The organism is Aeromonas sp. SCS5 (assembly GCF_001887375.1).
Classification (GTDB): domain Bacteria; phylum Pseudomonadota; class Gammaproteobacteria; order Enterobacterales; family Aeromonadaceae; genus Aeromonas; species Aeromonas jandaei.
Genome location: NZ_LFCS01000007.1, coordinates 121,882 through 148,591 on the forward strand (window position 1 = coordinate 121,882; position 26,710 = coordinate 148,591).

Genomic DNA, 26,710 nt, shown 5'->3' on the forward strand with positions numbered 1-26,710 from the left:
CAGAACGGAAAATGAAAAAGGGCGCTTTCAACAGCGCCCTTTTTTACGTCTGGTCAGTCAGGGATCATTCCGCCTTACTTGGCGATGAAGCCGCCTTTAGCCTTGGGCGCCGCGCCCACTTTCTCCAGACTTTCCACATCAAGCTCGGTCTTGTTCCAGCTGTGGTCCACCTCGCCACGGATGCGGATCAGGTCGTCCGGCCCTACCTCTGTGCCACGCCATACCTTCTCGTCTACCTCGACCTCTACTTCGCCGCTCTCGTCGCGGAACAGGTAGTTTTCACCGCCGAGGTGCTTGACCAGTTTCCCTTCCAGGGTGGCCCAGCTGTCATCGGCCAGATCCTTGAGTTGCGCCACGGAGACCTTGTTCTGCTCCATCGGGCCCGTGTAGGCCGCCATGGCGAAAGAGGATACGGACATCAGGGTCAACATTCCGATAATGGCTGCGCTTGCTTTGTTCATTTCATGCTCCTGTCGTTGGGATGGGGGCATTGTGCGGAGGGGGGCGTGAAACAAGCGTGAAAGCATCCGTTTTATTTGCGATAAGGGGATAGAGCACAAAAAGTACGCGCTTTTTTCGGCTGTGGCAGCAGCCGAAATGGGTTGAAAATGGAATAAGAGATCGCCTGTTTTGTGAGCGCAATCGATTCTATTGTGCGAAAGAGTAGGTGAAGGTTTAGCCAGCTCGTTAATCTGTCGTCTTGATCAGGCGTCAGTGGAGATCTGCTTCTTCCCAAAGAGATCTCCGTTCGAGGAAAGCGAGCAAGGGTAACCCTTGCCGAACAATGAGAATAACAATATGAAAAAGTGGCTTGTTTGTTTATTGGGGTTGATGGCATTGACCGTTCAGGCGGTCGAGCGTCCTGCCTTTTCCCGTATCGTGATGTTTGGCGATAGCCTCTCCGATACCGGAAAAATGTACCAGAAGATGAAAGGGTATCTCCCCTCCAGTCCTCCCTATTTCAAGGGGCGTTTCAGTAATGGGCCAGTCTGGCTGGAATTGTTGCAACAAGAGCATTTCCCGGGGCTTAAGCTGGCCAACGAGGCTGAAGGCGGTGCCACTGCGGTGGCCTATAACCACCTCGGCCCCCTGAATGGCTGGCTTGGCTTCTGGTCCTGGGATCCCAAGTATCAGGTGATCAATAACCTGGAGTACGAGATCAAACAGTTCCTGAAAAAAGACAAGTTCCGCCCCGATGATCTGGTGGTGATTTGGGTGGGAGCCAACGATTATCTGGCCTATGGCTGGAACAAGGAGAAGGATGCAGATCGGGTGGTAGCCACCATTCAGGCGGCAGCGAATAATCTGGTTTTAAATGGCGCCAAGCAGATACTTCTGTTCAACATTCCTGATCTGGGGCAGACCCCGTCGGCTCACAGCATGAAGGTGGTCGACAAGGTGCGCCATGTAGCCAAATACCATAACCAGCGTTTGCAGGCGCTCACCAACGAGCTTGCCCCTCTTGGCATCGTGAAGCTGTTCGAAGTCGACAAGCAGTTTGACGAGATGGTGCGCGACCCGCAGCAGTTTGGGCTCAGTGATATCGAACATGCCTGCTACGGCGGTGGCTATGTCTGGAAGCCCTTTGCCAAGATGCCAAAAGCGGCGGCGCTGACGCTGCCGGAGCAGCTTGCCATTGCGAGCAACCCGATCCTGGCGCAGGCTGTGGTCAGCCCCGAGTTGATGCGGGCGGCCATGACAGCCAATTGCGAGGGCAACATGTTCTGGGATCAGGTGCACCCGACTCGTACCGTGCATAAAGTTCTGGGTCAGCGTGTGGCCGATTTTATCGAGAAGAACTACGAGTTCATCCGTCAGTAACAACCCTTCCGGGCCGGCGACAGGCTGGCCCGTTTCCCCGCAGAATGATGCATTCATCCCTTTCTTGGTTAAATAACAGACATTTGTTGCTGTTTTTGTGGTGCCATTGAGTTAAAGTGTTATTTGTTAATTGATATCAGGTACTTGAAAATAGGCTAACGTTGATATGCTGCGATCGTGTTTGTGCGGTTGCGCCTATAAGACGAGGTGATATCAATCAACCTCCTCCTACATAAAGTTGCAGAGGCTAAGACATGAAAAAATCATTGATTACCTTACTGGTTACCGGTTTGCTCGCTGCCAACGCACAGGCGGCCGGTCAGGACAATACCTGGTATGGCGGTGCCAAACTGGGCTGGTCCAACTTCTATGGCATTGATGAAAGCAACGCTTTTACTCTTGGCAATGAGACCAATGATTCCCTGGGGGCCGGTGTGTTTGGCGGCTATCAGGTTAACAAGAATCTGGGTGTTGAGCTGGGTTACGACTATCTGGGCAAGTACAAGTTTGATGCCGTAGAGAAATCAACCGGCACTGCATTTAACGACTCCGTGAAGGCACAACTGGCGCAACTGACCCTGAAGTTGGGCTTCCCGGTGACCGAGAGCCTGGACCTCTACGGTCGTGTAGGTGGTGGCTATGGCTGGGCTGACAACAGTGGTGAGGGAAGCGACAGCCGCTTTGTTGTCGTAGGTGCGCTGGGTGCTGAATATGCCTTCAATCGCGACTGGGCTGCTCGCCTCGAGTATCAATACTCCACTCCGTATGGCAGCCGTGACGACACCGGCCTGCGTATGGACAACGGCCTGCTCTCGCTGGGCGCTGTCTATCGCTTCGGTCAGGTTGCTCCTGTGGTTGCCGCACCGGCTCCTGCGCCGGCACCCGCTCCCGAGCCTGTTATTGTCGAGAAGCAGTTCACCCTGAGCTCCGACGTGCTGTTTGACTTCAACAAGGCAACGCTGAAGCCGAAAGCCAGCGAGGCTCTGGACAACCTCTACAGCCAGATTGAGTCTGCGCGTCCGAAGGATGGCGTCGCCACCGTGATCGGTTACACCGACCGCATTGGCTCTGACTCCTACAACCAGAAGCTCTCCGAGCAGCGTGCCCAGACCGTTGCCAACTATCTGGTTGGTAAAGGGATCCCGGCCAGCAAGGTCAATGTGGAAGGGCGTGGCAAGGCTTCCCCGGTTACCGGCGACAGCTGCGTCAGCAAGTCCAAGCGCGAGCTGATCGTCTGCCTGGCTCCGGATCGCCGTGTCGAAGTGAAAGTGGAAGGGGTCACAGAGGCCCAGCAGTAATCATCTGACTGGTGCCGTCATGGTTCCACCCCGGCGGCATTGGTAAGAGATGAAGAAAAGCCAGTCAGTGATCTGACTGGCTTTTCTATTGGGGACGATCCGGCAATTTGACGGCTCTCAGGAGGGGAGTGGCATGACCCGGTTACGGCCAAGCTCTTTGGCCTTGTAGAGCAGCTTGTCGGTTCGTTCGACCAGACAGTCGGCACTCTCCTGACCGTTGAACTCGCCCACGCCGAACGAGGCGGTGATGTGATCGATGCGTCGGCCCGATTTGCGATCCAGAATCGACATCCGCTCGATGGCGCGGCGCATGCTCTCTGCCATCTGCCTGGTCAGTGCCAGATTGCGATGGGGCACCAGCATGGCGAACTCTTCGCCCCCCAGCCGATAGGCGGTCACTCCCTCCTTGCAGGCATCGCGCAGCCGTTTGCTGAAAGCGCGCAGCACCTGATCGCCAAGCAGGTGACCATATTCGTCGTTGAAGTTCTTGAAGCGGTCGATGTCGGCAAGGATCAGCGAGAAGGGCTGCTGGCTGCGGATCAGGCTATCCAGTTCAAGGTCAAAGGCGCGCCGGTTGAGCAGGCTGGTGAGGGCATCCTCGTTGGCCAGTTTGCGGGTCTCGTTGAGCGCCGCCCGCAGCTCCTTGATCTCTTTTTCGGCATTGCTGAGCTGGTTGCGAAAGTGCATGGTGGACATGCGTACATCCCGCGATTCGCGCACCAAATCCCGCAGGATCCCCATGGTGTCTTCCAGACTGAAGCCTTCGTCGTCTATACGGCTCAGCTTGTCGAAGCTCTTGTCGAGCATCTCCTGAAACATGCCGGTATCCGAGATGGCGTCCTGCATGGAGTGGCCCAGCTCGTTGGCCATGGCGGCGAGGTTGAGCTTCATCGCCTCCATTTGCTTCTCGTCCTGAGCCGCCAGATATTGGTGGTAGAGGCGCTCGCAGGTGGTAAGAGAGCAGGTGCCCTGTAGCTTGACCGCCTGATCGATCGCCTGATTGAGCTCGGGCATGCTGGCCGCAACGTAGTTGTACCAGAGGTGATAGTTATCCGGCGTCGTGGGGATCTGGTACTTGATCATCAGGGGGACTGCCTGCTTGAGATAGGCGGCAGATTGGGCAAATGTGTCCTTACTCATGAGTTCTGTGTCTCATCATGCCAGCGAACTGAAGATAGTATGACAGAGAGATTGGCCAAAAGGCAGCCGATGGATGCCATTCGCCCCCCCCTCCGATATAATGGCACCGTTACCACCTACCCTAAGGCCTGCTTATGTCTCAAAAAGATCCTTTCCTCGAACGCGAGGCCGAAAAATACGAGAATCCCATCGCCAGTCGCGAGATGATCCTCGACCTCATCAAGGGCCACGAAAAACCCATGTCACGGGAAGAGCTGGCCAAGGTTCTCAAGCTGACCGATGAAGAGCCACTGGAAGCCCTGCGTCGCCGTCTGCGTGCCATGGAGCGCGATGGACAGCTGGTCTTCACGCGCAACCAGTGTTATGCCCTGCCGGATCGCCTGAATCTGGTGAAAGGCTACGTACTCGGCCACAAGGATGGCTTCGGTTTCCTGCGTCCCGAGGGTGGTGGCCCGGATCTGTTCCTCAACAACCGCGAAATGCAGCGTCTGATGCACGGCGACTATGCGCTGGTGCAGCCGACTGAAATCGACCGCAAGGGGCGCCAGGAGGCGCGTCTGGTGCGTCTGCTCAAATCCCGCGAAGCGGATATCGTCGGCCGTTACTTCGTCGAAAACGGCGTTGGTTTCGTGGTGCCTGATGACAGCCGCATCGGTCAGGACATCATCATCCCGGAAGGGGAGAATAAAGGGGCTCGCCAGAGCCAGGTCGTGGTCGTGCGCATCAACCAGCGCGCCACTGCCCGCTTCAACGCGGTCGGTACCGTGCTGGAGGTGCTGGGTGAAAACATGGCGCCCGGCATGGAGATCGAAATCGCCCTGCGTACCCACGGCATTCCGCACACCTGGCCGGAAGAGGTGACCAAAGAGGTTGCCGGTCTCGGCGAGCAGGTGCCGGAGAAGGCCAAAGAGGGCCGTATCGACCTGCGTGCCCTGCCGCTGGTCACCATCGACGGGGAAGATGCCCGCGACTTCGATGACGCCGTCTTCTGTGAAGCCAAACGCGGTGGCGGCTGGCGCCTGTGGGTTGCCATTGCCGACGTATCCGCCTATGTGAAGCCGGGCACAGCCCTCGACACCGAAGCCTATCAGCGCGGCAACTCGGTCTACTTCCCCGAGTTCGTGGTGCCCATGCTGCCGGAGGTGCTCTCCAACGGTCTCTGTTCCCTGAACCCGCAGGTTGACCGCCTCTGTATGGTGTGCGAGATGACCATCTCCGCCTCTGGCCGCATGTCCGGCTACAAGTTCTACGAAGCGGTGATGAACTCCCACGCTCGTCTCACCTACACCAAGGTGGCGGCGATCCTCGACGGGGATCCCAAGCTGCGTCAGCAGTATGACCCGCTGGTGGGCCATATCGAGGAGCTCAACAACCTCTACAAGGCGCTCAAACAGGCTCGTCATCAGCGCGGCGCGGTGGAGTTCGAGAGCGAGGAGACCCGCTTCATCTTCAATGCCCAGCGCAAGATCGACCGCATCGTGCCGCTGGTGCGCAACGACGCCCACAAGATCATCGAAGAGTGCATGATCCAGGCGAACGTGGCTGCCGCCCGCTACATCGAGAAGAACGAAGCTGCCGCCCTGTTCCGGGTGCACGACCGTCCGGGTGAAGAGCGTCTGACCGGTTTCCGTGACTTCCTGGCCGAACTGGGTCTGGAGCTCAAGGGCGGTCTTGAGCCCGAGCCGAAGGATTTCGCCGAGCTGGCTGCCAAGTTTGAAGGGCGGCCCGATGCGGAGCTGCTCTCCACCATGCTGCTGCGCTCCATGCGTCAGGCCATCTATCAGGCCGACAACATCGGTCACTTCGGTCTGGCTCTGAAGTCCTATGCCCACTTCACCTCGCCGATCCGTCGTTACCCCGACCTCATCCTGCACCGCGCGATCAAGTATCAGACCGCCAAGGAGCAGCAGGCCAACCTGCGCCACAAGTGGACCCCGAGCGGTGGTTACCACTACCAGCTGGAAGAAGTGGACCCGATGGGCGAGCACTGCTCCATGACCGAGCGTCGTGCCGACGATGCCACTCGCGATGTGGCCGACTGGCTCAAGTGCGAGTACATGCTGGATCACGTGGGTGACGAGTTTGACGGCGTCATCGCCAGCGTCACCGGCTTTGGCTTCTTCGTGCGTCTGGCCGAGATCCACATCGACGGTCTGGTGCACGTCAGCACCCTCACCAACGACTACTACCAGTTCGACCCGCTGCATCAGCAGCTGATCGGCGAGAACTTCCGCCGCCGCTACCGTCTGGGCGACAAGGTGCGGGTCAAGGTGATGGGCGTCAATCTGGACGATCGCAAGATCGACTTCGTGATGGTGGAAGAGCCCCTCAAGATCACCGGCAAGAACGCCAAGCAGGCTGTTCGCAAGATGGCCGAGATCAAGAAGGAGAAGGCCAAGAGCGCCGAGCGCCACGAAAAGCGCAAAGAGAAAGATGGCAAGGAGAGCGGCAAACCCGCCAAGGGTGGCCGTGCCAAACCCAGCAACAGACGACCGGGCAAAAAAGCTCGCGATAAGGCCAAGAGCACTAAATGAGTACTGAACTGATCTACGGCATTCACGCTGTATCCGCGCTGCTGGAGCGCACTCCCGAGCGCTTCATCGAAGTGTGGGCCCTCAAGGGGCGGGATGACGACCGGCTGCAACCCCTGCTGGCCGAGCTGGAGTCCCTCGGCTTGCGCGTGCAGAGTGTGAACCGCAAGACCCTTGATGACAAAGCGGAAGGCAACAATCACCAGGGTATCATGGCCCGGGTGAAAGAGGCGCCGAAGCTGGCCGAGCACGATCTGGCCAGCCTGCTGGACGAGTTGGCGGCACAACAGAGCCAGCCCTTCCTGCTGGTGCTGGATGGCGTGACCGATCCGCACAATCTCGGCGCCTGCCTGCGCAGCGCCGATGCTGCCGGGGCTCATGCTGTCATCGTGCCGCGGGACAAGGCCACCGGCCTGACCCCAATCGTGCGCAAGGTTGCCTGTGGCGCCGCCGAAGTGGTGCCGCTCATTCAGGTCACCAACCTGGCCCGCACCCTGCGCGAATTGCAGGAGCGCGGCGTCTGGATCGTCGGCACCGCTGGCGAGGCCGACCACGACCTCTATCAGGCCAAACTGACCGGCCCGATGGCGTTGGTGATGGGCGCCGAAGGCAAGGGCATGCGTCGCCTGACCCGCGAGCACTGCGACGAGCTGGTGAGCATCCCGATGGCGGGGGCGGTATCCAGCCTCAACGTCTCGGTGGCAGCCGGCGTCTGCCTGTTTGAAGCCGTGCGTCAGCGCCGCGGTTAATCATGCTGACTGACAGACCCCCCTTCGATTGGGCGCAGGTCGCAGATAAAGAGGAGGCCGCGCGCCTCCTCTCTTTTGCCCGCCCGCTGGCCCTCAGCCCGAAAAGCTGCCTCTGGCATGCTGGCGACAGCCCGGATCTGCTGGTCAGGGTGGAGCAGGGGCTGCTGCGGGCCAAGCTGGTGCTGGAGGATGGCCGCGAGTACATCAAGGAGTTCTACTGGGAGGGGGACGAGTTTCTCGACTTTCACCACCTGCTCAGTGGCGAGCCTGCCCGCTACAGCGTGGAGGCGCTGGAGCCCTGCCGTCTGCAGCTGTTCAGTTTGGCCGACTTGCGTCAGCTGCCCGGCTGGCCGCGCTGGTACCAGCACCTGCTGGAGGTGCAGCTGCGCATCAAGGAGGAGAAGGAGCCGTTGCTGCTGACCGGCAGCCCGCAGGCGCGCTATCAGCACTTTCTCGACAGCTTTCCCGCGCTCGATGCCAGAGTGCCCGACCACCAGATCGCCGCCTATCTCGGTATCACTCCCATCAGTCTTAGTCGCATTCGCAAAAGGTTGCGTTTCGTTTAATAAAGGCTGAGGTTCATAGTCTTACGTTAGTGTTGTTCTCATTTGAGTTCAAAATTGCCATGTGTAGTATTTTCAACAGAATGCGGAATTTACCCATGAGATGGTCATTAACTGTGGGTCAGTTAGTTTTAATGCTTTTTGGCACTGTTTCGGCGGCTTACTCTGCTTCATTTGACTGCTCAGTTGCTGGCACAGTAATAGAGCGAGAAATTTGTCATAACCAGGGACTTGGTGTTCTGGATGAACAACTTGCTGAATCATATCGGGATCTGCTCAAAAGAGCTCCGTTAGCTAAACGGAGTGTGCTGCGCACTGAACAGCGACAGTGGTTGAAACAGCGTAATAGCTGTAGTGAACAGTCATCAGTGCTGGTGCATTGTCTGAAAAATAGTATGACTGAACGGCTCAAAGCGCTTGATGAGCGTCTGTCACTTCAAGAGCAAGAGTTTGCCAAGGTTGTGAGTTCAATTCCTGGCAACCCTGCTGTCGCCGCGACCAAATTAAAGGACTACAGCACAGCAGAAGCATCAGCTTGGTTGGTCTATCTCAATCAGTTTGAGCCAACTAGCAAGGTGAGTGATGAACTGGCTCAAGCCCGCTATGAACAAGCGTTGGCTAATTTCAGCGACAAATCTGTCGCTCTTATGGCATCAGACAATGGTTACGATGCGGCTGCCACAAAGGCTAAGGCTGCGCTCATTCTGCTACGTTTAGCCCTCGAAGATGCCTCCAGAAATGAATCACAGATGCACTGTTTTATTTTTAAGCGGGTCGGTTGGCCTGCGTATGAGGCATTTGGCGGGTTCTGGGGTTCCAGTCGTGACAGTCAAGTGCCCTATTGCACAGTGCCGAAGAATTTGTTCAATCAACCCGCATGGAAACGGCTGTGGCAGACACTGGAGGTCCAGATGGGGCGAGTGTCCCCGAATTTTGGCACGATCGTGCATGGATACTATGCCAGTTGGACGATCAATGAGTTGCACGTCAATATTGCTCCGCAGGATTTTATGGCAATAGATCAGAAGTTCATGTCAACCCAACCAGTCGAGCCGCGCCTCAGCAACTGGGATGAGAAATCTTGGCCGGCCATAGAACGTGACGCTGTGATTAAGGCTCTTCCTACTGTTCGCCAGATCACCAAGATGTGGTTGCAGGATGAGAAGGGAATGCAGGCATCGGCTGCCACAATTGCTGCGAACAATATTGTTGCAATTTGGATGAACCAGAGACTTGATCTCATCGAAGAGTTTTCTGGGGCTGAATAACTCGTTACAGGCACTGAACTTAACAAAGGTTAATGCAGGGCGCTGGCGCCACGATTATGCTGGCAGGCCGAACTGATAAGGAGTTGCCGATGAACTGGATCCTGAAACCCTGGTCTGAACTGACCACTGACGAGTTGTATGAGTTGCTGGCGCTGCGGGCCGAGGTGTTCGTGGTGGAGCAGACCTGTCCCTTTCAGGATCTGGACGGGCTCGATCGCCGCGAGGGTGTCTGGCACCTGCTCGGCTATCAGGGCGAGCTGCTGGCCGCCTATGCGCGGATCATGGCGCCCGGCATCGGCGACGAGCGCGGCGCCGCCATCGGTCGGGTGGTGACCTCACCCAGGGCGCGTGGCGGTGGTCTCGGTCACCAGCTGATCGGCGAGGCGGTCAAGGCGTGCGAGGCGCGCTGGCCGACTCACAGCATCTGGCTGGGGGCGCAGGCCCATCTGCAGGGCTTCTATGGCCAGCACGGTTTTGTGGCCGAGGGGGAGGGATATGTCGAGGACGATATCCCCCATATCGGCATGCGCAAGACGGTAGCCTGACAGACTGGCAGCATTCAGAGGTGATTCGTTACCCAGATCGGGCGATGGCCTGGCAGGGCGTCTGACGGGCAAATTGATGCCCTGATGATCGGATGAGGTTCACTATAAGTTTTGGTTAGGTCATTTCCCTAAAACCCATAAATTAAATTTATAGTGAGCCGTTCTGGCTGCAAATAGCCCTGCTACGGCTGTGGCGAGCCCTAAGTAACACGGCTCCGATTGGCCAGATGTACAGAATGCAGAAGGGCCATCCCGCGGGATGGCCCTTCTCTTTATCGCCAGGCGATCACTTCTTCTTTTTCTTCTTGGCCGCTTTCTTCTTGCCATCGACCGGCTTTTTCTTCTTCACCGGTACCCGCGCCTCTTTATGTTTGGGGCGCAGCTCGTCGATCACCCGGCGCTTGAGGCGCTCTTCGGTGTAGCGCTCGATCTTGGCGACCATCGCCATGTCGTGGGCTTCCACCAGGCTGATGGCACAGCCGCGGTTGCCGGCGCGGCCGGTACGGCCGATCCGGTGGACGTAGACATCGGCGCCGTAGGGCATGTCGTAGTTGATGACATGGCTGACGTTCGGCAGGTCGATGCCGCGGGCAGCGACGTCGGTGGCGATCAGGAAGGGCACTTCACCTTCGTGGAACTTGCGGATCGACTCGATACGCTTGCTCTGCTCCATCTCGCCGCGGATCCAGGCGCAGGAGATGCCTGCCGCCTGCAGCTGGCCGGAGAGCTCCGCCAGACGCTCGCGGGTCTTGACGAAGATGATCGCCTTCTGGGTTTCCGGGTTTTTCAGAATGTGGGTCAGCAGCGCCAGCTTGTGGGCGGCGTCATCGGCCAGATGGATCCACTGGGTGATGGGACGACGCTCGCTGCGCGGCGGCTCGGCGTGCAGCTCCACCGGATCTTTGAGGATTTCGCTGGCGAACTTCTCAAGGCCAGCCCCTTCCAGGGTGGCGGAGAAGAGCATGGTGTGCTTGCGGTAGCGCGCCTCAGCCACGATGCGGTTCACATCCTTGATGAAGCCCATGTCCAGCATGCGATCCGCTTCGTCCAGCACCAGCACCTCGATGTCGTGGCTCTCGAACTCCTCTTTCTCGATGTACTCGAGCAGACGGCCCGGGGTGGCGACCACGATGTCGGTGGTTTTGGTCAGGGCAGGCAGCTGCTCTTCATGGCTGACGCCGCCGATGATGGTCTCGATGCTGAGGTTGGTGTGGGCCGCCAGCGCCTTGGCGTGGGCAGTCACCTGCAGCGCCAGTTCGCGGGTCGGGGTCAGGATCAGCATGCGGCAGGGGCCCGGCTTGCGACGCGGGAAGTCCAGCAGGTGCTGAAGCGCCGGCAGCAGGAAAGAGGCGGTCTTGCCGGTACCGGTCGGAGCGGATGCCAGAATATCGCGGCCGTCCAGGGCTGGCTCCAGTACCATCTGCTGGATGGTAGTGGGGCGGGTGAATCCCATCTCGGCCAAAGCCCGGTTGAGGGCAGGGTGCAGGTCGAAATCATCAAAGGACTGGCTCATGGCAATACTCGGTCATTAAGGAAACGGCAGATTATAGGCGATTATCTCGTCGGCTCCTATGGCGAGTGTGGCTTAGTCGCTATAATCGCCAACCATTTTTTCAGATGACGGGGGCCAGATGGGACGTAGTCGCGGTTTTACCTTCAAACAGTTCCATATCAATCACGATCGCTGCGCCATGAAGGTGGGCACCGACGGCATCCTGCTCGGTGCCTGGGCCCCGGTCGAACAGGCGCGCCGGGTGCTCGATATCGGCTCCGGTAGCGGCCTCATCGCCCTGATGCTGGCCCAGCGCAGCAGATCTGACTGCCAGATCGACGGGGTGGAGCTGGATAGTGATGCAGTGATCCAGGCCAGAGAGAACGTCGCCGCCTCCCCCTGGGCCGATCGCGTGGCCATCATCGAAAGCGCGGTGCAGGGGTATCAGGCCGCCCCTTACGATCTGATTGTCTCCAATCCCCCTTACTTCGTGGCAGGCCAGTCATTTAGCGACCCGGCGCGGGCGATGGCCCGCCATACCGGCGCCCTCGACAGCCATGCCCTGCTGGCTGCCTGCGACCGACTGCTGGCCCCGAATGGCGAAGTGGCACTGGTGCTGCCGACGGCCATGGCTGATGAAATTTTATGCATCTCGGCGGATTATGATCTGCATGGCATTTGTTATACAGCTGTTATCACCAGAGAGGGTAAAGAGGCAAATCGTGTTTTATTGCGACTTGGCAGAGGATTAAACAGGTGTGAAAGGGGGGATATTGTGATCCATTCTGCTGATGGAGCCTATTCCGACAGATATATCCAACTGACCAGCCCCTTCTATTTGAAGATGTAAATTTCGTCTTGAACTATTTTTTCATGCCATTATGCTGGTTCCAGATCGAGCACCCGCTCCAGACCAGCCAAAACCACTGGTCGCGATGAAAAATCAAGCGGGGCTCTTTTTTTTACCCATATAAACAAACTGGTCAATGACCGATAAAAACTATAACAAGCAATAATTTACAAGACAGACGAGGTTGAACTTGAAGAAATCACTCACGTTGTCCGACGTACTCGGATTGGGGTTCATGACCTTCGCCTTCTACCTGGGCGCCGGTAACATCATCTTCCCGCCGCTCGCTGGTTACATGGCTGGCGAACACCTCTCTCTGGCGATGCTGGGTTTTCTGGTTACCGCTGTGGGCCTGCCGCTCATCACCATCATTGCCGTCGCCAAGGCCGGTAACGGCTGGGCCGGCATGACCAAACTGCTGCCTGCAGGCGTGGCCACTGCGCTGGCGGTTGCCATTTACATCATCATCGGCCCGGCCTTTGCGGCTCCCCGTACCGGTCTGGTGGCCTACGAGATGGGCCTCAAGCCTTTTATCGGTGATATGGGTCAGGCGGGTCTGGCTGCCTACACTGTGCTCTTCTTCGGGGTGGCCGTGCTGGTCTCCATGAATCAGGGCAAGCTGATGGACGCCATCGGCAAATACCTGACGCCGGTACTGATGTTGCTGCTGCTGACCCTGGCGATCGGGGTATTCGTGGCGCCGCAGGGCACCATGCCGGAATCTGCCGGTGACTATCAGAACAGCCCGTTTGTGAAAGGGATCCTGGAAGGCTACAACACCATGGATACCCTGGCTTCCCTGATGTTCGGTGCCCTGATCGTCGACCTGCTGCGCCAAAAAGGGATCCATGACTACCAGAGCCAGTTCAAGTATCTGGCCATTGCCGGCCTGATCTCGGCCATTGGTCTCTCCGTGGTCTACATCTCCCTGTTCGAGCTGGGCAACACTGCCGCAGGCGTAGCGACCGATGTCAGCAATGGTGGCGCCATCGTCAACGCCTATGTGCTGAGCCTGTTTGGTCAGCCGGGTCAGTTCATTCTGGCAGCCATCATTACTCTGGCTTGCTTTACCACCGCTGTGGGTCTGATCTCCGCCTGCTCCGACTTTTTCTACAATCTGACCGGCATGGCTTACAAGAAGCTGGTCGTGCTGCTGGGCGTCATCTGTGCCGTGGTGGCCAACGTGGGTCTGAGCCAGCTCATCAGCCTCTCCATTCCGGTGCTGGTTGCCATCTATCCGGTTGCCGTGGCGCTGGTGCTGGTCACCTTCCTGAAGGGTTACTTTGGTCGCCCGCGTCTGGTGTTCCGCGCCGTGCTGGTGGTGGCTTTCCTGTTCGGTTGCCTGGATGGTCTGGGTGCTGCCGGCATGAAGATGGATGCGTTTGCCTTCCTGCCGCTGTTTGACAAGGGCCTTGCCTGGTTGATGCCGACCCTGCTGGCTTGCGTGGTAGGGATGGTGGTTCGCCCGGCCGAGAAGCTGGCCGCCGAAGCTGCCTGATAGCTTCCTTCTTTCTGAACAAAGAGCCTGCCTTGTGCAGGCTCTTTTGTTTGTTGATTACTGCACTGCTGCCGGATGCTTTCCCGCTTCCTTTCTCTCTCCCGCGCTTCAGCTCCTTCCCCACCCTGGTCATTCAGCGATTAATTCTGGCCAAGCAAATTGTTTCAAGATATTAATGTGTGATTGAGATCAAATATCTCTTCTTTATGCTCAGGATGGCGCTCCTCATCCGATTGTCGGGGAGAGCGGGAAGCGAGCATATGGTTGTCAGGTTATCTGCCAGGCAGTGGGTGTAATCAACAAGAACAAGCTGATAAGGCAGATGAGGTTGGGTTTGACGAAATCATTGAAGTTGTCCGACGTATTCGGATTGGGGTTTATGACGTTCGCCTTCTATCTGGGGGCAGGCAATATCATTTTTCCGCCGCTGGCCGGTTTTATGGCCGGTGAGCATCTGGTCGCCGCCATGTGCGGTTTTCTGCTGACGGCGGTGGGGCTGCCGCTGATCACCCTGATTGCGGTGGCCAAGGGTAGCTCCGGGCGTGGTGCCGGTGGCTGGACCGAGCTGACCCGCTATCTGCCGGCAGGCGTTGCCACTGCGTTGGCCATCGCCATCTACATCATCATGGGGCCTGCTTTTGCCATTCCCCGCACCGGTCTGGTTGCCTACGAGATGGGGCTCAAGCCCTGGCTCGGCGATGCCGGTCATGGGGGGCTGCTGCTCTATACCCTGAGCTTCTTTGCGCTGGTGATCCTGGTGGCGCTCGATCGCGGCAAGCTGCTCGATGCGGTCGGCAAGTACCTGACGCCGGCCCTGATGGTGATGCTGCTCATTCTGGCGATCGGGGTTTTTGTGGCGCCGCAGGGCACCATGCCTGATGCTAGTGGCGAGTACGTGGACGCTGCCCTGACCAAGGGGATGCTGGAGGGGTACAACACCATGGATACCCTGGCCTCCCTGATGTTCGGTGCCCTGATCATCGGTTTGCTGCGCCAGAAGGGGATTGAGGATTATCGCAGCCAGTTCAAATATCTGACCATCGCGGGGTTGATCTCGGCGGTCGGGTTGTCGGCTGTCTATATCTCGCTCTTTCATCTGGGCAACAGCGCTGAAGGGGTCGCGAGCGATATCAGCAATGGTGGCACCATCGTCAATGCCTATGTGTTGAGCCTGTTTGGTCAGCCGGGTCAGTTCATTCTGGCGGCGATTATCACGTTGGCTTGCTTTACCAGCGCGGTCGGCCTGCTCTGTGCCGGTGCCGACTACTTCCATGGTCTGACCGGCTGGGCCTATCGTAGCTGGGTCATGCTGCTGGGGGCGCTCTGTGCGCTGGTGGCCAATGTGGGGTTGAGCGAGCTGATCGGCCTCTCCATCCCGGTGCTGGTGGCCATCTATCCGGTCGCCATCGCGCTGGTGCTGGTCACCTTCCTCAAGGGCTATTTTGGTCGCCCCCGTCTGGCGTTCCGCTGCGTGCTGGCGGTGGCCTTCCTGTTTGGCTGTCTCGATGGGCTGGGAGCTGCCGGCATGAAGATGGATGGGTTTGCCTTCCTGCCGCTGTTTGATAAGGGGCTCGCCTGGCTGATGCCAACCCTGCTGGCTTGTGTGCTTGGCATGCTGGTGCGGCCGGTCGGCGATCTGGCTGCCGAGGCAGCGTAAGCAGGTGATTTACCTGTTCGCATAACAAAAGAGGCCAGCTGATGCTGGCCTCTTTGTATTGGTCTTCGAGCTGACGAACTAGATGCGCGGGCCTTCCGGCTTGGGTTTGCCATCCAGACCATACCAGTGGGTCTGAACGCGCCCGGCATGCCATTCGAAGGTGCCCCACGGCGCTTTGGCTTGCCAGCGGGGGAAGTTGATGACTACCCGATTGTCTTCGTATTTGTAGAGGGAGGTGCTGATCTGGATATCAGAGAGGATCAGCAGCAACGCCCAGCAGATAAAGAACCATTTCAAGGCAGTCCACATCGTGACTACTCGAAGCAGATTTCGATGGTGGCACGACCAAAATCAGATTCGAAAGGCATCATGATCTTGGTGCCATCGGCGCGGTGAGTGATGGTGTGGTTAGGGCCGGAGACGATAACCGGAGTGGCCATGTCAAACTCGTAGCCCTTCTCGCCCAGCATCCGCTTGGCACCACCGGTCACCATGTTGGTGATTTCACCGACCATGTCGGTCACCTCTTCATTGATGGTGGCAGGAGCTTCCCCCAGCATGCGGCGCATGATCTCCAGCGCCAGCCCTTTTTCAAAGCTGATGGAGAGGGAGCCACGGGTCTGCGGGCCAACCATACCGATCAGGCCGGAGACATCGCCACGAGCCAGCTCGTCCATCTTGCGTTTTGGTTTGCCCGGTTTGAGTTCCAGTTGTGCCATGGTAGAGAGCACATTGAGCAGAGAGAGCAGGAACGGATTTACAAAATCAGCCTTCATGATGACTTCCTACAGTGGGCGTACAGCGAGCACATTGGCCATGTGCCTCTATCGTCTTATTGGTAATAGTAAAACCATGCAGATGGGCCTGCTCGGAAAACGCGCTATCGATCGCCGTGTCGTGCAGCTCGACCACCTCGCCGCAGTCATCGCAGATGAGCAGCTGCATCGGGTGAGCGTGATCGAAGTGGCAGCAGAAGATAAATGCGTTCAGCGATTCCACCTTGTGGGCAAAGCCCTGTTCGAGCAGAAAATCGAGTGCCCGGTATACGGTTGGCGGTTTGGCGTTGGCTTCCGTTTGCTGCAGTTGAGCCAACAAATCATAGGCGCTGATGGCATTGCCATGTGCCGCCAGCAGGCGAAATACCTGACGTCGGGTCGGGGTGAAGCGGATCCCTCGCTGTACACAGAGTCGCTCGGCTCGTTGTAAAAGTTGGTCTTGATTCATGATCGCGCAATTGCCCTTTCTATTAGCTGGATACTATCACAGGGCCTCGCATGGCGCGGCGACAAAATTCATTTTCTGGGGCTGCTTCACGTTGTGATAAAATCCGCCCCTTTCTTTAGCCAACCCGGATGATTTTTATGCAGGCGCAGCGTTTTTCCATCGCCCCCATGCTGGACTGGACCGATCGGCATTGCCGTTATTTTCATCGACTGATGAGCCGCCAGACCTTGCTCTATACCGAAATGGTGACCACTGGCGCCATCATCCACGGCAAGGGTGATTATCTGGGTTACAGCGAGCAGGAGCACCCCATCTCCCTGCAGCTGGGTGGCAGCAATCCGGCCGACCTGGCGCGCTGTGCCAAGCTGGCTGAGGAGCGTGGCTATGACGAGGTGAACATCAATGTCGGCTGCCCCTCCGATCGGGTGCAGAATGGCCGCTTTGGTGCCTGCCTGATGGGTGAACCGGCGCTGGTGGCTGATTGCGTCAAGGCGATGCGCGATGTGGTCGATATTCCGGTGACGGTGAAGACCCGTATCGGCATCGACGATCAGGACTCCTACGAATTTCTGCAAGCCTTTATCGAACAGGTGCGCGATGCCGGTTGCGACACCTTCATCGTCCATGCCCGCAAGGCCTGGCTGAGCGGCTTGAGCCCCAAGGAGAACCGCGAGATCCCGCCGCTCGATTACCCTCGGGTCTATCGGGTCAAGCAGGATTACCCGGATCTCACCATCGCCCTCAACGGCGGTGTCACCTCCATGGAGCAGACCCTTGAGCACCTGCAACACGTGGACGGCGTCATGATGGGGCGCGAAGCCTATCAGAACCCCTACATTCTGGCGCAGGTAGACAACCTGGTGTTCGGCCAGAATAACGCCGTGCCGAGCCGCCATGAAGTGGTACGGATGATGCTGCCCTATATCGAGCAGGAGCTGGCCAAGGGCAACTACCTCTCCCACATGACCCGCCATATGTTGGGGTTGTTCCAGAATATGCAGGGGGCGCGCGCCTGGCGTCGTCACCTGAGCGAAAACGCCTGCAAGCCGGGGGCTGATATTCAGGTGGTGCTAGATGCCATGGCGAAGGTGCCGGAGTTTGCTGCCAGCGAGCAGGACGAATAACTCTCCTGTCAGGCAAAGCGAAAAAAGCGCGTCTTGTGACGCGCTTTTTTGATCGCTGTCGCTTCAATATCTGAACTGGTTGATCAGCCGCGAGAGATCCTGCAGCCGTTCTACCAGCAGGGTGATGCCATCGAGCGCCTGCCTGCTGTTGTCGGCGGTGTGGCTGGCCAGCTGGTGGATCTGGTGCACCCCTTCATCGAGCGTTGCTGTCACATCGGCTTGCTGACTTACCGACTGGGCGATCTCGTCGCTGGTGCGGGTCACCTGTCCCAGCATCCGGTTGATCTGGGTGAGCACGTCGGCGGTGGTGCCGGCATGCTGCTGGCAGCGCTCCGAGGTTTGCGCTCCTTGCGTCATCCCGTCTGACAACTGACGGGTGGTCTGTTGCAGCGCCTGGATCATTCCGTGGATCTCGCTGGTTGAGGCACGGGTCTTCTGGGCCAGCGCCCGCACTTCATCCGCAACTACCGCAAACCCGCGGCCCTGTTCGCCCGCCCGGGCTGCCTCGATGGCTGCATTGAGGGCGAGCAGGTTGGTCTGGTCGGCGATTTGGCTGATCACCTCCAGAATGCCGCTGATCTTCTGGCTGTCGCTGGTGAGCTGGGCCAGCACCGCGTGGTTGGCATCGAGCTCATGATGGAGTTGGTTGACGGCGGAGCGGGTGGTCGCCAGCGCTTGCAGCCCTTCGGCGGAGACCTGCTGTACCTCGGTGACCAGATTGCTCGCCTCATGGGCACTGTGGGCCACATCACGAATGGAGTGGCTCAGCTCGGTGATGGCGGTGGCCAGCTGCTCGCTGCGGGCACGCTGTTGCTGCAGGTGAGTATCGATGGTCTGGATATTGCCCCTGTCATCTTCGGCAGCTTGCAGGATCTGCTGGTTGGTGTCGGCGCTGCGCCCGACTACGGCCTTGAGCTCTGCCTGCTTCATCCGCAGCGCCAGTTCGACGGCAGCCAGGGTATCGCGCCGCCGGGTATAGAGCACCTGACAGAGGCGGGTTCCCTTGTCTTGATCGGCAAGGGTGAGCAGATGCGTCAGCCGCTGTTGCAAGCGCCAACCGTGGATTGCTTGTGTCAGTAGCAGCAGGGCAGTGGGCAGCAGCCAGAGCAGGTTGTCGGTAGTAAACGCAATAAGGGTGGTGAGGAATGCAGAAACGGAGAGCCAAAGGGTCAGCTGGCCCGGTTCAATATGAAACCGGCTCAGCCAGGGAAGCGCCTTGCCGCTGCGCAGCAGGCCATAGAGCTGCTCGGCCCAGGCCACATCGCTGGCGGCGGGTTTGGTGCGTACCGACTGGTACTCGACGATCTCCTTCTGGGCATTGAGGATCGGGGTGACGTAAGCGTTTACCCAATAGAACTGACCGCTTTTGGCGCGGTTCTTGACCAGCCCCATCCAGCTTTTGCCCTGTCGCAGCCGCTGCCACATGTCGGCGAAAGCCGCCTTGGGCATGTCGGGGTGACGTACAAGATTGTGGGGCACCCCTTCCATCTCGGCAGCACCATACCCAGCCACATCACAGAAGTGCTGGTTGGCATAGGTGATATGGCTGGCGGGATCCGTGGTCGAGATGAGTGCAATGTTGTCGGGGAAGTGTATCTCCCCCTCCTGATGGAGTTTGGTCATGTGTCGTTCCTGAAAAAGCCAACTAACTGATAAATATGTTTTTTATTATTGTTTTCAGCTAGTCATTCTAAGGCGCTTCAGGGAGCCGAACTTGGCTTGGGTCAATTAATCAACACTATGAATTGATGAAGTGAGGGTCAGCTGGCTGGAGCAAAATCGTGAATTTCACCACTCCTCGGGGTGAGGCGAGGATCGCCGTCGTTATAGCTGCTCACTAGCTGCATGGTCTGGCAGAAACTGCCTGCTTTGTCGTACTCCTGCCGGGCAAGGTCGATAGCCCGCTCGGCCCGTCGCCGCGCCATCTTGTCCGCCTTGCGATCGCTGAACTGCTGTTGCTGATGCAGCATCCAGTCGACAAAGGCTTGCTGGCAGTGAGATTCACTCTCGGCCAGGGCTGGCAGTGTCCAGAGCAGGGAGAGCAGTAACAGGTAACGCATGATAAATGGCGATCGACAACGACTGATGGAATCGGAAAGCGGGCATTCTATGCGGCGATATCGGGTGTGAACAGTATCAATAAGAGGGCCGCCCGCAGGCGGCCCTCTTGTGCTTCAGCGCTCTATATCAGCTCAGTGTTTGACGATATAGAGCTGGCGGCTGTAGGCCACATCTTCCGGGTTGTTGATGGGGTAGCCCTTGAGCCAGGGCTTGATGAGCCGGGCATTGGTGTACTGATAGATGGGGGCGATGGGCGCCTGCTGTTCGAGGATGCTCTCCGCCTGATCGAACAGCCGGCTGCGGGCGCCGCTGTCACGGGTTTGCGCCGCCTTGTCCAGCAACTGGTCATAGCTTGCATCGGCAAAGCCGGTCATGTTGCCGCTGTGGTGAGAGCCCCACAGACCGAGGAAGGCTGAGGGGTCGTTGTAGTCGGCCACCCAGGAGGAGCGGATCACCTCGAACTGGCCGCTCTGGCGGCTGTCGAGATAGGTTTTCCACTCCTGATTGGTCAGCTCTACCTGAGCGCCCAGCTTCTGCTTCCACATGTTGGCGATGGCGAGCGCCAGCTTCTTGTGTACTTCGGCGGTGTTGTAGAGCAGCGAGAGCTTGAGCGGTTTGTCCGGGCCGTAGCCAGCCTCCTTGAGCAGCGCCTGTGCCTTGCTGTCCAGCTCCTGCTGGCTGCTGCTCGAGAGCAGGTTGGCCTTGGGCTCGAAGCTGGCGGTGACATCCGGGGTGAAGTGGTAGGCCGGTTTCTCGCCGGTGCCGAGCACCTTGTCGGCAATCAGGGCGCGATCGATGGTGTAGGAGAGCGCTTTGCGCACCCGCACGTCGTTCAACGGCGGCTGACGGGTATTGAAGGCATAGTAGTAGGTACCAAGCTGCATGGGGGTGTAGACCTCACCCGGGATCTCTTTCATCAGCTTGTCGTACTGCTCTTTGGGGAAGGATTCGGTGATCTGCAGATCCCCCGCCAGATAGCGGTTGGTGGCGGTGGTCTCCTGATTGATCGGCATGAAGATGACCTTGGTCAGCACAGTGTGGGCCTTGTCCCAGTAGTGGGGATTGGGCACCAGCTCCAGCTTCTCGTTGACCACCCGACTGCTCAGCACGAAGGCGCCGTTGCCGACCAGCTTGCCGGGCTGGGTCCACTTGTTGCCAAACTTCTCGATGCTGGCCTGATGCAGTGGCGACAGGCTGGGGTGGGTGAGCAGGCTCAGGAAATAGGGAACTGGTTGGGAGAGGTTGATCTGCAGGGTGTGGTCATCGATCGCCTTGACACCCAGCTCGCTGGCAGGCAATTTGCCAGCCATGATCTCGTCCACCTTGTCGAAGCGGGCAAGTTGGGCAAACCAGGCGAAAGTGGCCGCCTCTTTCGGGTCGACCAGCTTGCGCCAGCTATAGACGAAGTCGCCAGCCTTGACCGGATCGCCGTTGGACCAGCGGGCATCCGGGCGCAGGTGGAAGGTGAAAAACTGGTTGTCCTTGTTCTCCCAGCGCAAGGCAACGGCGGGGACGGGTTTGCCATCCGGCCCCTGGGTCAGCAGCCCCTCGAACAGATCCCGCAGCACCTGCAATTCGGGCAAGCCGACCAGCTTGAGCGGACTGAGACTGGCAGGTTCATCTTTCAGGTGGCGAACCACCACCTGTGTGGCGGCCAGTTCGGTTCCGGCGGGAATATCGGCAGCCTGGACTGCGGCACAGCCCAAGAGGGCCAGCAAGGGGCTCCATCCTTTCATGGGTCGGATCCTTCAAATTGTGTGAAGCGGGGAGAAAACTCGGCGAGAAAATGTCGCCGACAGACGGGAAATCATGATATCCCGTTTACTGGTCTGACCGCCAGCATTCGGCTCTCATCTGTCGCCGGGGCGGCGCCGCGTTGTCGCGTGTCCGGGATTGAATGTGACTAGGAGTAGCAAACGATGAAAGCATGGTTATTGCCGGGCTGTTTCCTGATGGTCGGGGCGCTCAGCCAGAGTGCCTGGGCGTTGACTCCGTGCCAGAGCGACACGGCGGTGGGCAGCTGGTGCGAGGCGGGGATCGAGACCCTGCACCCGACCCAGGGCGGGGTGGGGCAGCTGCAGGTGGATGAAACCCAGGCGACGCTGGCGGACATGAATCCGAAGCAGCTCGACAAGCTGATGAAAAAGAAAGAGATCCCTGTGGTGATTGCACCGGATGGCGGCTATTGGCTGGTGGACCGACACCACCTGACCAAGGCGCTCTGGCAGCAAGGGGTCAAGCAGGTGCGGGTCAAGGTGATCGGTCGCTTGCAGGATAAAGACAACTTCTGGAGCCAGATGCAGAACAACCACTGGGCCTGGCTCAAGGATGAGAAGGGGTTACCCCTCACGCCGGAGCAGCTGCCGACCAGCATCGACAAGCTGCCCGACTACCCCTATCGCACTCTGGCGGGGTTGCTGCAGGATGCGGGTTACTTCAGCAAGCAGGATCAGGTCTACTTTGTCGAGTTCGCCTGGGCCAGCTGGCTCGGCAAGCAGATGCAGTGGATGCCGATAGACAGCGCCAATCTGGCGGCCCGGCTGCAGCAGGCCAAACGGCTCGCCTGTGGTAGCGATGCCAAAGATCTGCCCGGTTATCCCGGCCGGCAGTGCAGCCTCAACCAGTCGAAAACGGCGAGCTGATAGCCAGACAACGAGAGAGGGCGACCCGTGGGTCGCCCTCTTTGTTATGCCTGTCTGCGCGTTATGGTGTCGCATCTGGCGCAGAAGCTTGGCTCTGCCAAGTGGCAGCCGCCTGTTCCAGTAGCGCCACCTCGCCCTGCTGGATCAGTGGCAACAGGGCATTGACCTGTTCGTTCGGCCAATCCCACCAGGCGAGGGCCTGCAGCCGGGCTATCTCGCTCTCGGTGAAGCGCATCCGCACTATGGCCGCTGGCGTACCGGCCACCATGGCGTAGGGCGGCACATCTTTGGTGACCAGCGCCCGGGCGGCGATGATGGCGCCATCGCCGATGGTGACGCCGGGCATGATCATCGCCTCCATGCCGATCCAGACATCGTTGCCGATGCGGGTATCGCCAGCAGGGCGGTAACTGCGCTTGAGCGCCTCCAGATCAGCAAACGGATAGGTGCTGATGAAGGCGGTATTGTGGGTGTGGTTGCCGCCCATGATGATCTTCACCCCGGCGGCGATCTGCACGTAGTCACCGATATGGAGCTGGTCGATATGCCAGAGCGGCTCCCAGCCGGTATCGGGATGGCGGCTGAAGCTGTCGCCATAGAGGTAACGCACCACCTCCTGTTCGAAGGGGCCATCCCAGGCGCCCGAGTAGTAGCTGTGTTGCCCCTTGAGGCGGATGTTGGGGTTGCTGACCGTCAGATGCAGATATTCGACCTGTGACCAGTGCTGGCAGGTTTTCATCCTGGTACTCCTTTGCTGAATGGATTTGATTGGTTGCGCTTGATGGAGCGCAGCTAATAGATCCAGACCAGCATGCGGGGCACGCAGAGCAGGGAGCAGCCCAGCATTTGGGGCAGACGGGGTCGCATTCGGGGTAAGCCCTGATATGGGAAATCGGCGCGATCATAAGGGTAATGATGGCGATTTGCCAACCTGCAGCGGAGATCCTGCACTAACCATCAGGTTGATATTTATTCTCAATTAGCCATCATTAACCTCCCGGTTGAGCAGGTGGGGAGAGAACGAAATGACACCAGAGAGTTGGCAGCGTTACATGCTGGAGGCGGAGCGGTCGTGGCAGTCCGGTTCGCTGGGGGCCGCCGTCTGCTTCTATCAGCAGGCGCTGGGGGATGTCTACGAGATGAGCGAGGTTGAGCTTGCCGAGCTGGCCAGCATGCGGGTCGCTACCTGCCACCGGCTGGCCGATTTCTGGCGGGCGATGGATGAGCCCGCCTACGAGTTGCGTTATCTCAAGCTTGCCTCCGAGCTGGTGACGGCGCTGGTACCGCAGTGCCCCAACCGGGAGTGCGAGGCGCTGATCAGCGAGCTGGGCTGCTGCCGCGGCGCCCTGCTCGCCTTCTTGAAGCGCCACCCCAACCCCGAAATAGCCAAACTGATCCAGTTGCAGGACAAGGTACAGGGCTGTGAACTGATCGGCCGTTTTCGTCTCAACTGACAGGCGTCGATCTCAGCTGCGGCGTTTGAGCTTTTGAGCGATGCGCTGCTGCGCCTCTTCCCCTTGCAGCGCCTGGGCGAAGGCGCGTGCCTCCAGATCGATGACGAAGTGGACCGCCTGTTTGAGCTCCTGTTTCATAAGCGCTTTGCTTTTTTGCACCGCCCTGGGCGCCTTGGTTGCCAGCTTGAGCCCCTGCTCGCGGGCAAAGGGGAGCAGGGCATCGGCAGCCACCACCTTGTTGGCGAGCCCGAGCCGCAGTGCCTCGTTGGCATCGATCGCCTCGGCCAGCAGCAACAGCTCCGCTGCCTTGAAGTGACCCACCATGCGCGGCAGCAGCAGGCTGGAGGCGAACTCCGGCACCAGCCCCAGCTCGACGAAGGGGAGTTGCAGGCGGGCGTTATCCGCCAGATAGACCAGATCGCAGTGGAGCAGGATGGTGGTGCCGATCCCCACCGCCGGGCCGCCGACCGCCGCAATCACCGGCTTGGGAAAGTCAGCCAGGGTGTGGAGGAACTGCAGGATGGGGTCATCGGGTTCCAGCGAGCTCTTGCCGACGAAATCGGCCAGATCATTGCCCGCGGTAAAGCAGTCGCTCTGACCCTGCAGCAGCAGGGCGTGCACCTCCTCATCGTTTGCCGCCTGTTGCAGGGCGCTCACCAACTGCTGATAGAGGGCGGTATTGAGGGCATTGCGCTTGTCGGGGCGGTTGAGCGTCAGGGTGAGCAAGCCATCCTGCTGCTCGGCGACGAGAATGGGGGCCATGTCTAAATCCTTGTTATTGAAGGGTGCACAAAGGTTACTGCCGGAGTAACCTTGGAGCCGTTTAACAACATCATAAAAGGATTTCAACCATGTTTAAACGTGCGTTTTATTCTCTGCTGGTGCTCGGCATGACGGCTCCCGCGCTGGCCAAGGTGGATGCGGTTGACGGCTATGTGCGTTTGCTGCCGCCGGGCTCTCCCAACACCGCCGCCTTCATGGTGCTCAAGAACGATGCCGACAAGCCGGTCAAGCTGGTGGCGGCAGCCTCTCCTGCGGCGGGTCGCGCCGAGCTGCATACCCACCTGCACGAGAATGGCGTGATGAAGATGCGTCAGGTCGAGAGCATCGAGATCCCGGCCAAGGGCGAAGTGGCGCTCAAGCCCGGCAGCTTCCACATCATGCTGTTCGAGATTGGTGCGCTCTCCGAAAAAACGCCGATGCCGCTCACCCTGACCATGGATGATGGCGAGAAGCTGGAGCTCTCCCTGCCGGTCAAACCGATCGAGCCGATGGCGGGGATGAACATGAAGCATATGAAACACTGACATTTGTCGTCGCTTGTTCAGATTTGAGACTGGGTATTTTGGCTGCACCGGGTAAAATAGCGCTCTTTCCATGTATGCAAGAGGAAGTGAAGTGATGAAAAAGACGCTGATTGCCGGTGTTCTGTTTGCCCTGTGCAGCCAGGGTGCCATGGCCGCCAATGACTGGCGTTTCGCCGCCGGTGCCGACGTATGGAACGCCCAGGGCAGTGGTCAGGTTTATGGTGCCAGCACCAACTATGACGATCACTACAACTGGAACGGCTACCTGCAGCTGGAACACGGCATCATTTTCCTGCCGAACGCCAAGTTTGAGATCTCCGACTTCAGCACCTCCGGCGGCACCTTCAAGAACGAGCTGACTGCCTACGATCTGAACCTCTACTACCGTCTGTTCAACAACGATCTGTTCAAGATCGATCTGGGTCTGACCGGTCGTTACTACGATGGCGAGCTGACCTCCTACGGTCGCAAGGGCTACGACAAGGACACCGTGATGGCCTACGCCGGTAGCGAACTCTACATCCCGAACACAGGTTTCGCCTTCTTCGGTGATCTGCGTACTCACGACGTGGACAACTATGACTACCGTCTGGGCGCTTCCTACAAGTTCTCCAACATGCCGGTCAAGCTGCGTGCCGGCTGGCGTGAAGCCAATGTGGACTTCGACAACGTCGACCAGCGTATCGACGGCTGGTTCATGGGTGGCGAATTCACCTTCTAATCTGAGCCTCTGACGACAAGGAGAAGTAATGGGCTACATCATAGTGACGGGGGCCGGTTCCGGTCTGGGCCGCGCCTTGACCGCAGGGCTGGTTGAGCGGGGCCATCGGGTTGCCATGATGGGGCGCCGTTACGAGAAGCTGCAGGAGCAGGAGGATCTGCTCGGTCAGGCGGTGATCGGCATTGCCGCCGATCTGGCGCACCACGAAGAGGTGGAGATGGCGTTTGCCGCCGCCGTCGAGTGGGGCGGCCTGCCCGAGATGGTGATCCACTGCGCCGGGGTTGGCGAGTTCGGCCCGGTCGGTATCTACACCGCCGAGCAGATCCGCAGCGTGGTGGAGAGCAATCTTATCTCCACCATACTGGTGGCCCAGCAGACGGTGCGCCTCATCGGCGAGAAAGGCGGGGTGCTGGCCAACGTGCTCTCCTCTGCCGCTCAGGTGGGCAAGGCCAACGAGAGCCTCTACTGCGCCTCCAAATGGGGGATGCGCGGCTTTCTAGAGTCGTTGCGCGCCGAGCTGAAAGGCTCGCCGCTGCGACTGGTTAACCTCTACCCGAGCGGGATCCGCAGCGCCTTCTGGGATAACTCGGATCACGTCGACCCGACCCGTTTCATGACCCCGGAAGATGCCGCCGCCTACATGCTCGATGCGCTGGCGGCGCGCAGCAGCTGCCACGTGACCGATCTCTTTATCGGTCGCAACGAGTAGCTCTTTCTCTTGCCGCGCAGGCTCAGGTTAAAGAAAGAGGGAGGCGTGATGCCTCC

27 protein-coding genes are annotated in these 26,710 nt (G+C 58.7%); 16 read left to right on the plus strand and 11 right to left on the minus strand.

Annotated features, from left to right (window positions below):
* Positions 1-74: 74 nt before the first annotated feature.
* The gene (locus tag BS300_RS10470; protein ID WP_033115065.1) at positions 75-461 is read right to left on the minus strand and encodes a NirD/YgiW/YdeI family stress tolerance protein; all 387 of its coding nucleotides are present in this window, start codon (positions 459-461) and stop codon (positions 75-77) included.
* 337 nt (positions 462-798) lie between these two features.
* Here BS300_RS10470 and BS300_RS10475 point away from each other — a divergent pair, with 337 nt between their 5' ends.
* Both BS300_RS10475 and ompA read left to right on the plus strand, forming a co-directional pair.
* Positions 799-1,821 carry an SGNH/GDSL hydrolase family protein gene (locus BS300_RS10475; protein ID WP_071912603.1) on the plus strand — a complete coding sequence of 341 codons (1,023 nt, stop codon included), beginning with the start codon at positions 799-801 and terminating at the stop codon, positions 1,819-1,821.
* Between the two features lie 254 nt (positions 1,822-2,075).
* A complete protein-coding gene (gene ompA, locus BS300_RS10480) occupies positions 2,076-3,119 on the plus strand; it encodes a porin OmpA (protein WP_043849686.1) in 1,044 nt (347 codons plus the stop codon).
* 117 nt (positions 3,120-3,236) lie between these two features.
* On the opposite strand, the gene BS300_RS10485 is transcribed toward ompA, so the two are convergent.
* A complete protein-coding gene (locus BS300_RS10485; protein ID WP_043849687.1) occupies positions 3,237-4,259 on the minus strand; it encodes a GGDEF domain-containing protein in 1,023 nt (340 codons plus the stop codon).
* Between the two features lie 134 nt (positions 4,260-4,393).
* Here BS300_RS10485 and rnr point away from each other — a divergent pair, with 134 nt between their 5' ends.
* From rnr to BS300_RS10510, 5 genes are all read left to right on the plus strand, one after another.
* Positions 4,394-6,793, plus strand: coding sequence for a ribonuclease R (rnr, locus tag BS300_RS10490; RefSeq protein WP_041209218.1), 2,400 nt, complete (start codon positions 4,394-4,396; stop codon positions 6,791-6,793).
* Positions 6,790-7,539 carry a 23S rRNA (guanosine(2251)-2'-O)-methyltransferase RlmB gene (gene rlmB / locus BS300_RS10495; protein ID WP_071912605.1) on the plus strand — a complete coding sequence of 250 codons (750 nt, stop codon included), beginning with the start codon at positions 6,790-6,792 and terminating at the stop codon, positions 7,537-7,539. The genes rnr and rlmB overlap by 4 nt, the downstream gene beginning before the upstream one ends.
* A 2-nt stretch (positions 7,540-7,541) precedes the next feature.
* The gene (locus BS300_RS10500; protein ID WP_071912607.1) at positions 7,542-8,105 is read left to right on the plus strand and encodes a Crp/Fnr family transcriptional regulator; all 564 of its coding nucleotides are present in this window, start codon (positions 7,542-7,544) and stop codon (positions 8,103-8,105) included.
* 95 nt (positions 8,106-8,200) lie between these two features.
* Positions 8,201-9,370, plus strand: a complete 1,170-nt coding sequence (locus tag BS300_RS10505) for a lysozyme inhibitor LprI family protein (protein ID WP_143241764.1) — start codon at positions 8,201-8,203, stop codon at positions 9,368-9,370.
* Between the two features lie 89 nt (positions 9,371-9,459).
* A complete protein-coding gene (locus tag BS300_RS10510) occupies positions 9,460-9,915 on the plus strand; it encodes a GNAT family N-acetyltransferase (RefSeq protein WP_071912609.1) in 456 nt (151 codons plus the stop codon).
* A gap of 286 nt (positions 9,916-10,201) precedes the next feature.
* On the opposite strand, the gene srmB is transcribed toward BS300_RS10510, so the two are convergent.
* Positions 10,202-11,428, minus strand: a complete 1,227-nt coding sequence (srmB, locus tag BS300_RS10515; protein ID WP_071912611.1) for an ATP-dependent RNA helicase SrmB — start codon at positions 11,426-11,428, stop codon at positions 10,202-10,204.
* A gap of 118 nt (positions 11,429-11,546) precedes the next feature.
* Here srmB and BS300_RS10520 point away from each other — a divergent pair, with 118 nt between their 5' ends.
* The 3 genes from BS300_RS10520 to brnQ (BS300_RS10530) all read left to right on the plus strand — a co-directional run bounded on the left by BS300_RS10520 (position 11,547) and on the right by brnQ (BS300_RS10530) (position 15,412).
* Positions 11,547-12,257 (plus strand): tRNA1(Val) (adenine(37)-N6)-methyltransferase, encoded by a 711-nt coding sequence (locus BS300_RS10520; RefSeq protein WP_071912613.1) that lies wholly within the window; start codon positions 11,547-11,549, stop codon positions 12,255-12,257.
* A 190-nt stretch (positions 12,258-12,447) separates the two neighbouring features.
* Entirely contained in the window at positions 12,448-13,755 is a 1,308-nt protein-coding gene (gene brnQ / locus BS300_RS10525; RefSeq protein WP_071912615.1) for a branched-chain amino acid transport system II carrier protein, read from the plus strand.
* Between the two features lie 379 nt (positions 13,756-14,134).
* On the plus strand, positions 14,135-15,412 hold the full coding sequence (gene brnQ / locus BS300_RS10530) for a branched-chain amino acid transport system II carrier protein (protein WP_239693823.1): 1,278 nt from the start codon (positions 14,135-14,137) through the stop codon (positions 15,410-15,412).
* A 78-nt stretch (positions 15,413-15,490) separates the two neighbouring features.
* Here the strand turns inward: brnQ (BS300_RS10530) and BS300_RS10535 are convergent, their stop codons facing one another.
* From BS300_RS10535 to zur, 3 genes are read right to left on the minus strand one after another with little or no spacing between them, the layout of a single operon-like run.
* On the minus strand, positions 15,491-15,721 hold the full coding sequence (locus BS300_RS10535) for a hypothetical protein (RefSeq protein WP_041209212.1): 231 nt from the start codon (positions 15,719-15,721) through the stop codon (positions 15,491-15,493).
* Between the two features lie 5 nt (positions 15,722-15,726).
* The gene (locus BS300_RS10540; protein ID WP_033115052.1) at positions 15,727-16,188 is read right to left on the minus strand and encodes a chemotaxis protein CheX; all 462 of its coding nucleotides are present in this window, start codon (positions 16,186-16,188) and stop codon (positions 15,727-15,729) included.
* Entirely contained in the window at positions 16,178-16,636 is a 459-nt protein-coding gene (gene zur, locus BS300_RS10545) for a zinc uptake transcriptional repressor Zur (RefSeq protein ID WP_041209211.1), read from the minus strand. Before zur ends, BS300_RS10540 begins: the two co-directional genes overlap by 11 nt.
* 137 nt (positions 16,637-16,773) lie before the next feature.
* On the opposite strand from zur, the gene dusA reads away from it, so the two are divergent.
* The gene (gene dusA / locus BS300_RS10550) at positions 16,774-17,760 is read left to right on the plus strand and encodes a tRNA dihydrouridine(20/20a) synthase DusA (RefSeq protein ID WP_071912619.1); all 987 of its coding nucleotides are present in this window, start codon (positions 16,774-16,776) and stop codon (positions 17,758-17,760) included.
* A 63-nt stretch (positions 17,761-17,823) separates the two neighbouring features.
* Here dusA and BS300_RS10555 read toward each other — a convergent pair whose 3' ends face one another.
* The 3 genes from BS300_RS10555 to BS300_RS10565 all read right to left on the minus strand — a co-directional run bounded on the left by BS300_RS10555 (position 17,824) and on the right by BS300_RS10565 (position 21,557).
* Positions 17,824-19,383 carry a PAS domain-containing methyl-accepting chemotaxis protein gene (locus BS300_RS10555; protein ID WP_071912621.1) on the minus strand — a complete coding sequence of 520 codons (1,560 nt, stop codon included), beginning with the start codon at positions 19,381-19,383 and terminating at the stop codon, positions 17,824-17,826.
* A 137-nt stretch (positions 19,384-19,520) separates the two neighbouring features.
* On the minus strand, positions 19,521-19,820 hold the full coding sequence (locus tag BS300_RS10560; RefSeq protein WP_071912623.1) for a hypothetical protein: 300 nt from the start codon (positions 19,818-19,820) through the stop codon (positions 19,521-19,523).
* Between the two features lie 132 nt (positions 19,821-19,952).
* On the minus strand, positions 19,953-21,557 hold the full coding sequence (locus BS300_RS10565) for an ABC transporter substrate-binding protein (RefSeq protein WP_071912625.1): 1,605 nt from the start codon (positions 21,555-21,557) through the stop codon (positions 19,953-19,955).
* Between the two features lie 183 nt (positions 21,558-21,740).
* On the opposite strand from BS300_RS10565, the gene BS300_RS10570 reads away from it, so the two are divergent.
* Positions 21,741-22,463, plus strand: a complete 723-nt coding sequence (locus BS300_RS10570) for a ParB-like protein (RefSeq protein WP_071912627.1) — start codon at positions 21,741-21,743, stop codon at positions 22,461-22,463.
* Between the two features lie 61 nt (positions 22,464-22,524).
* Here the strand turns inward: BS300_RS10570 and BS300_RS10575 are convergent, their stop codons facing one another.
* Positions 22,525-23,202 (minus strand): CatB-related O-acetyltransferase, encoded by a 678-nt coding sequence (locus tag BS300_RS10575; protein ID WP_071912629.1) that lies wholly within the window; start codon positions 23,200-23,202, stop codon positions 22,525-22,527.
* Positions 23,203-23,488: 286 nt separating this feature from the next.
* Between BS300_RS10575 and BS300_RS10580 the strand changes: the two genes are divergently transcribed.
* Entirely contained in the window at positions 23,489-23,917 is a 429-nt protein-coding gene (locus BS300_RS10580; protein WP_033115108.1) for a DUF2753 family protein, read from the plus strand.
* Between the two features lie 12 nt (positions 23,918-23,929).
* Here the strand turns inward: BS300_RS10580 and BS300_RS10585 are convergent, their stop codons facing one another.
* The gene (locus BS300_RS10585) at positions 23,930-24,679 is read right to left on the minus strand and encodes an enoyl-CoA hydratase-related protein (RefSeq protein ID WP_071912631.1); all 750 of its coding nucleotides are present in this window, start codon (positions 24,677-24,679) and stop codon (positions 23,930-23,932) included.
* Between the two features lie 89 nt (positions 24,680-24,768).
* Between BS300_RS10585 and BS300_RS10590 the strand changes: the two genes are divergently transcribed.
* From BS300_RS10590 to BS300_RS10600, 3 genes are all read left to right on the plus strand, one after another.
* Positions 24,769-25,224: a copper chaperone PCu(A)C gene (locus BS300_RS10590; protein ID WP_042032588.1), complete on the plus strand. Its 456-nt coding sequence runs from the start codon at positions 24,769-24,771 to the stop codon at positions 25,222-25,224.
* A 94-nt stretch (positions 25,225-25,318) separates the two neighbouring features.
* Complete coding sequence (locus BS300_RS10595; RefSeq protein ID WP_071912632.1) at positions 25,319-25,945, plus strand: TIGR04219 family outer membrane beta-barrel protein; 627 nt, start codon at positions 25,319-25,321, stop codon at positions 25,943-25,945.
* Positions 25,946-25,973: 28 nt separating this feature from the next.
* The gene (locus BS300_RS10600) at positions 25,974-26,654 is read left to right on the plus strand and encodes an SDR family oxidoreductase (protein WP_071912634.1); all 681 of its coding nucleotides are present in this window, start codon (positions 25,974-25,976) and stop codon (positions 26,652-26,654) included.
* The last annotated feature ends 56 nt before the right edge of the window (positions 26,655-26,710 follow it).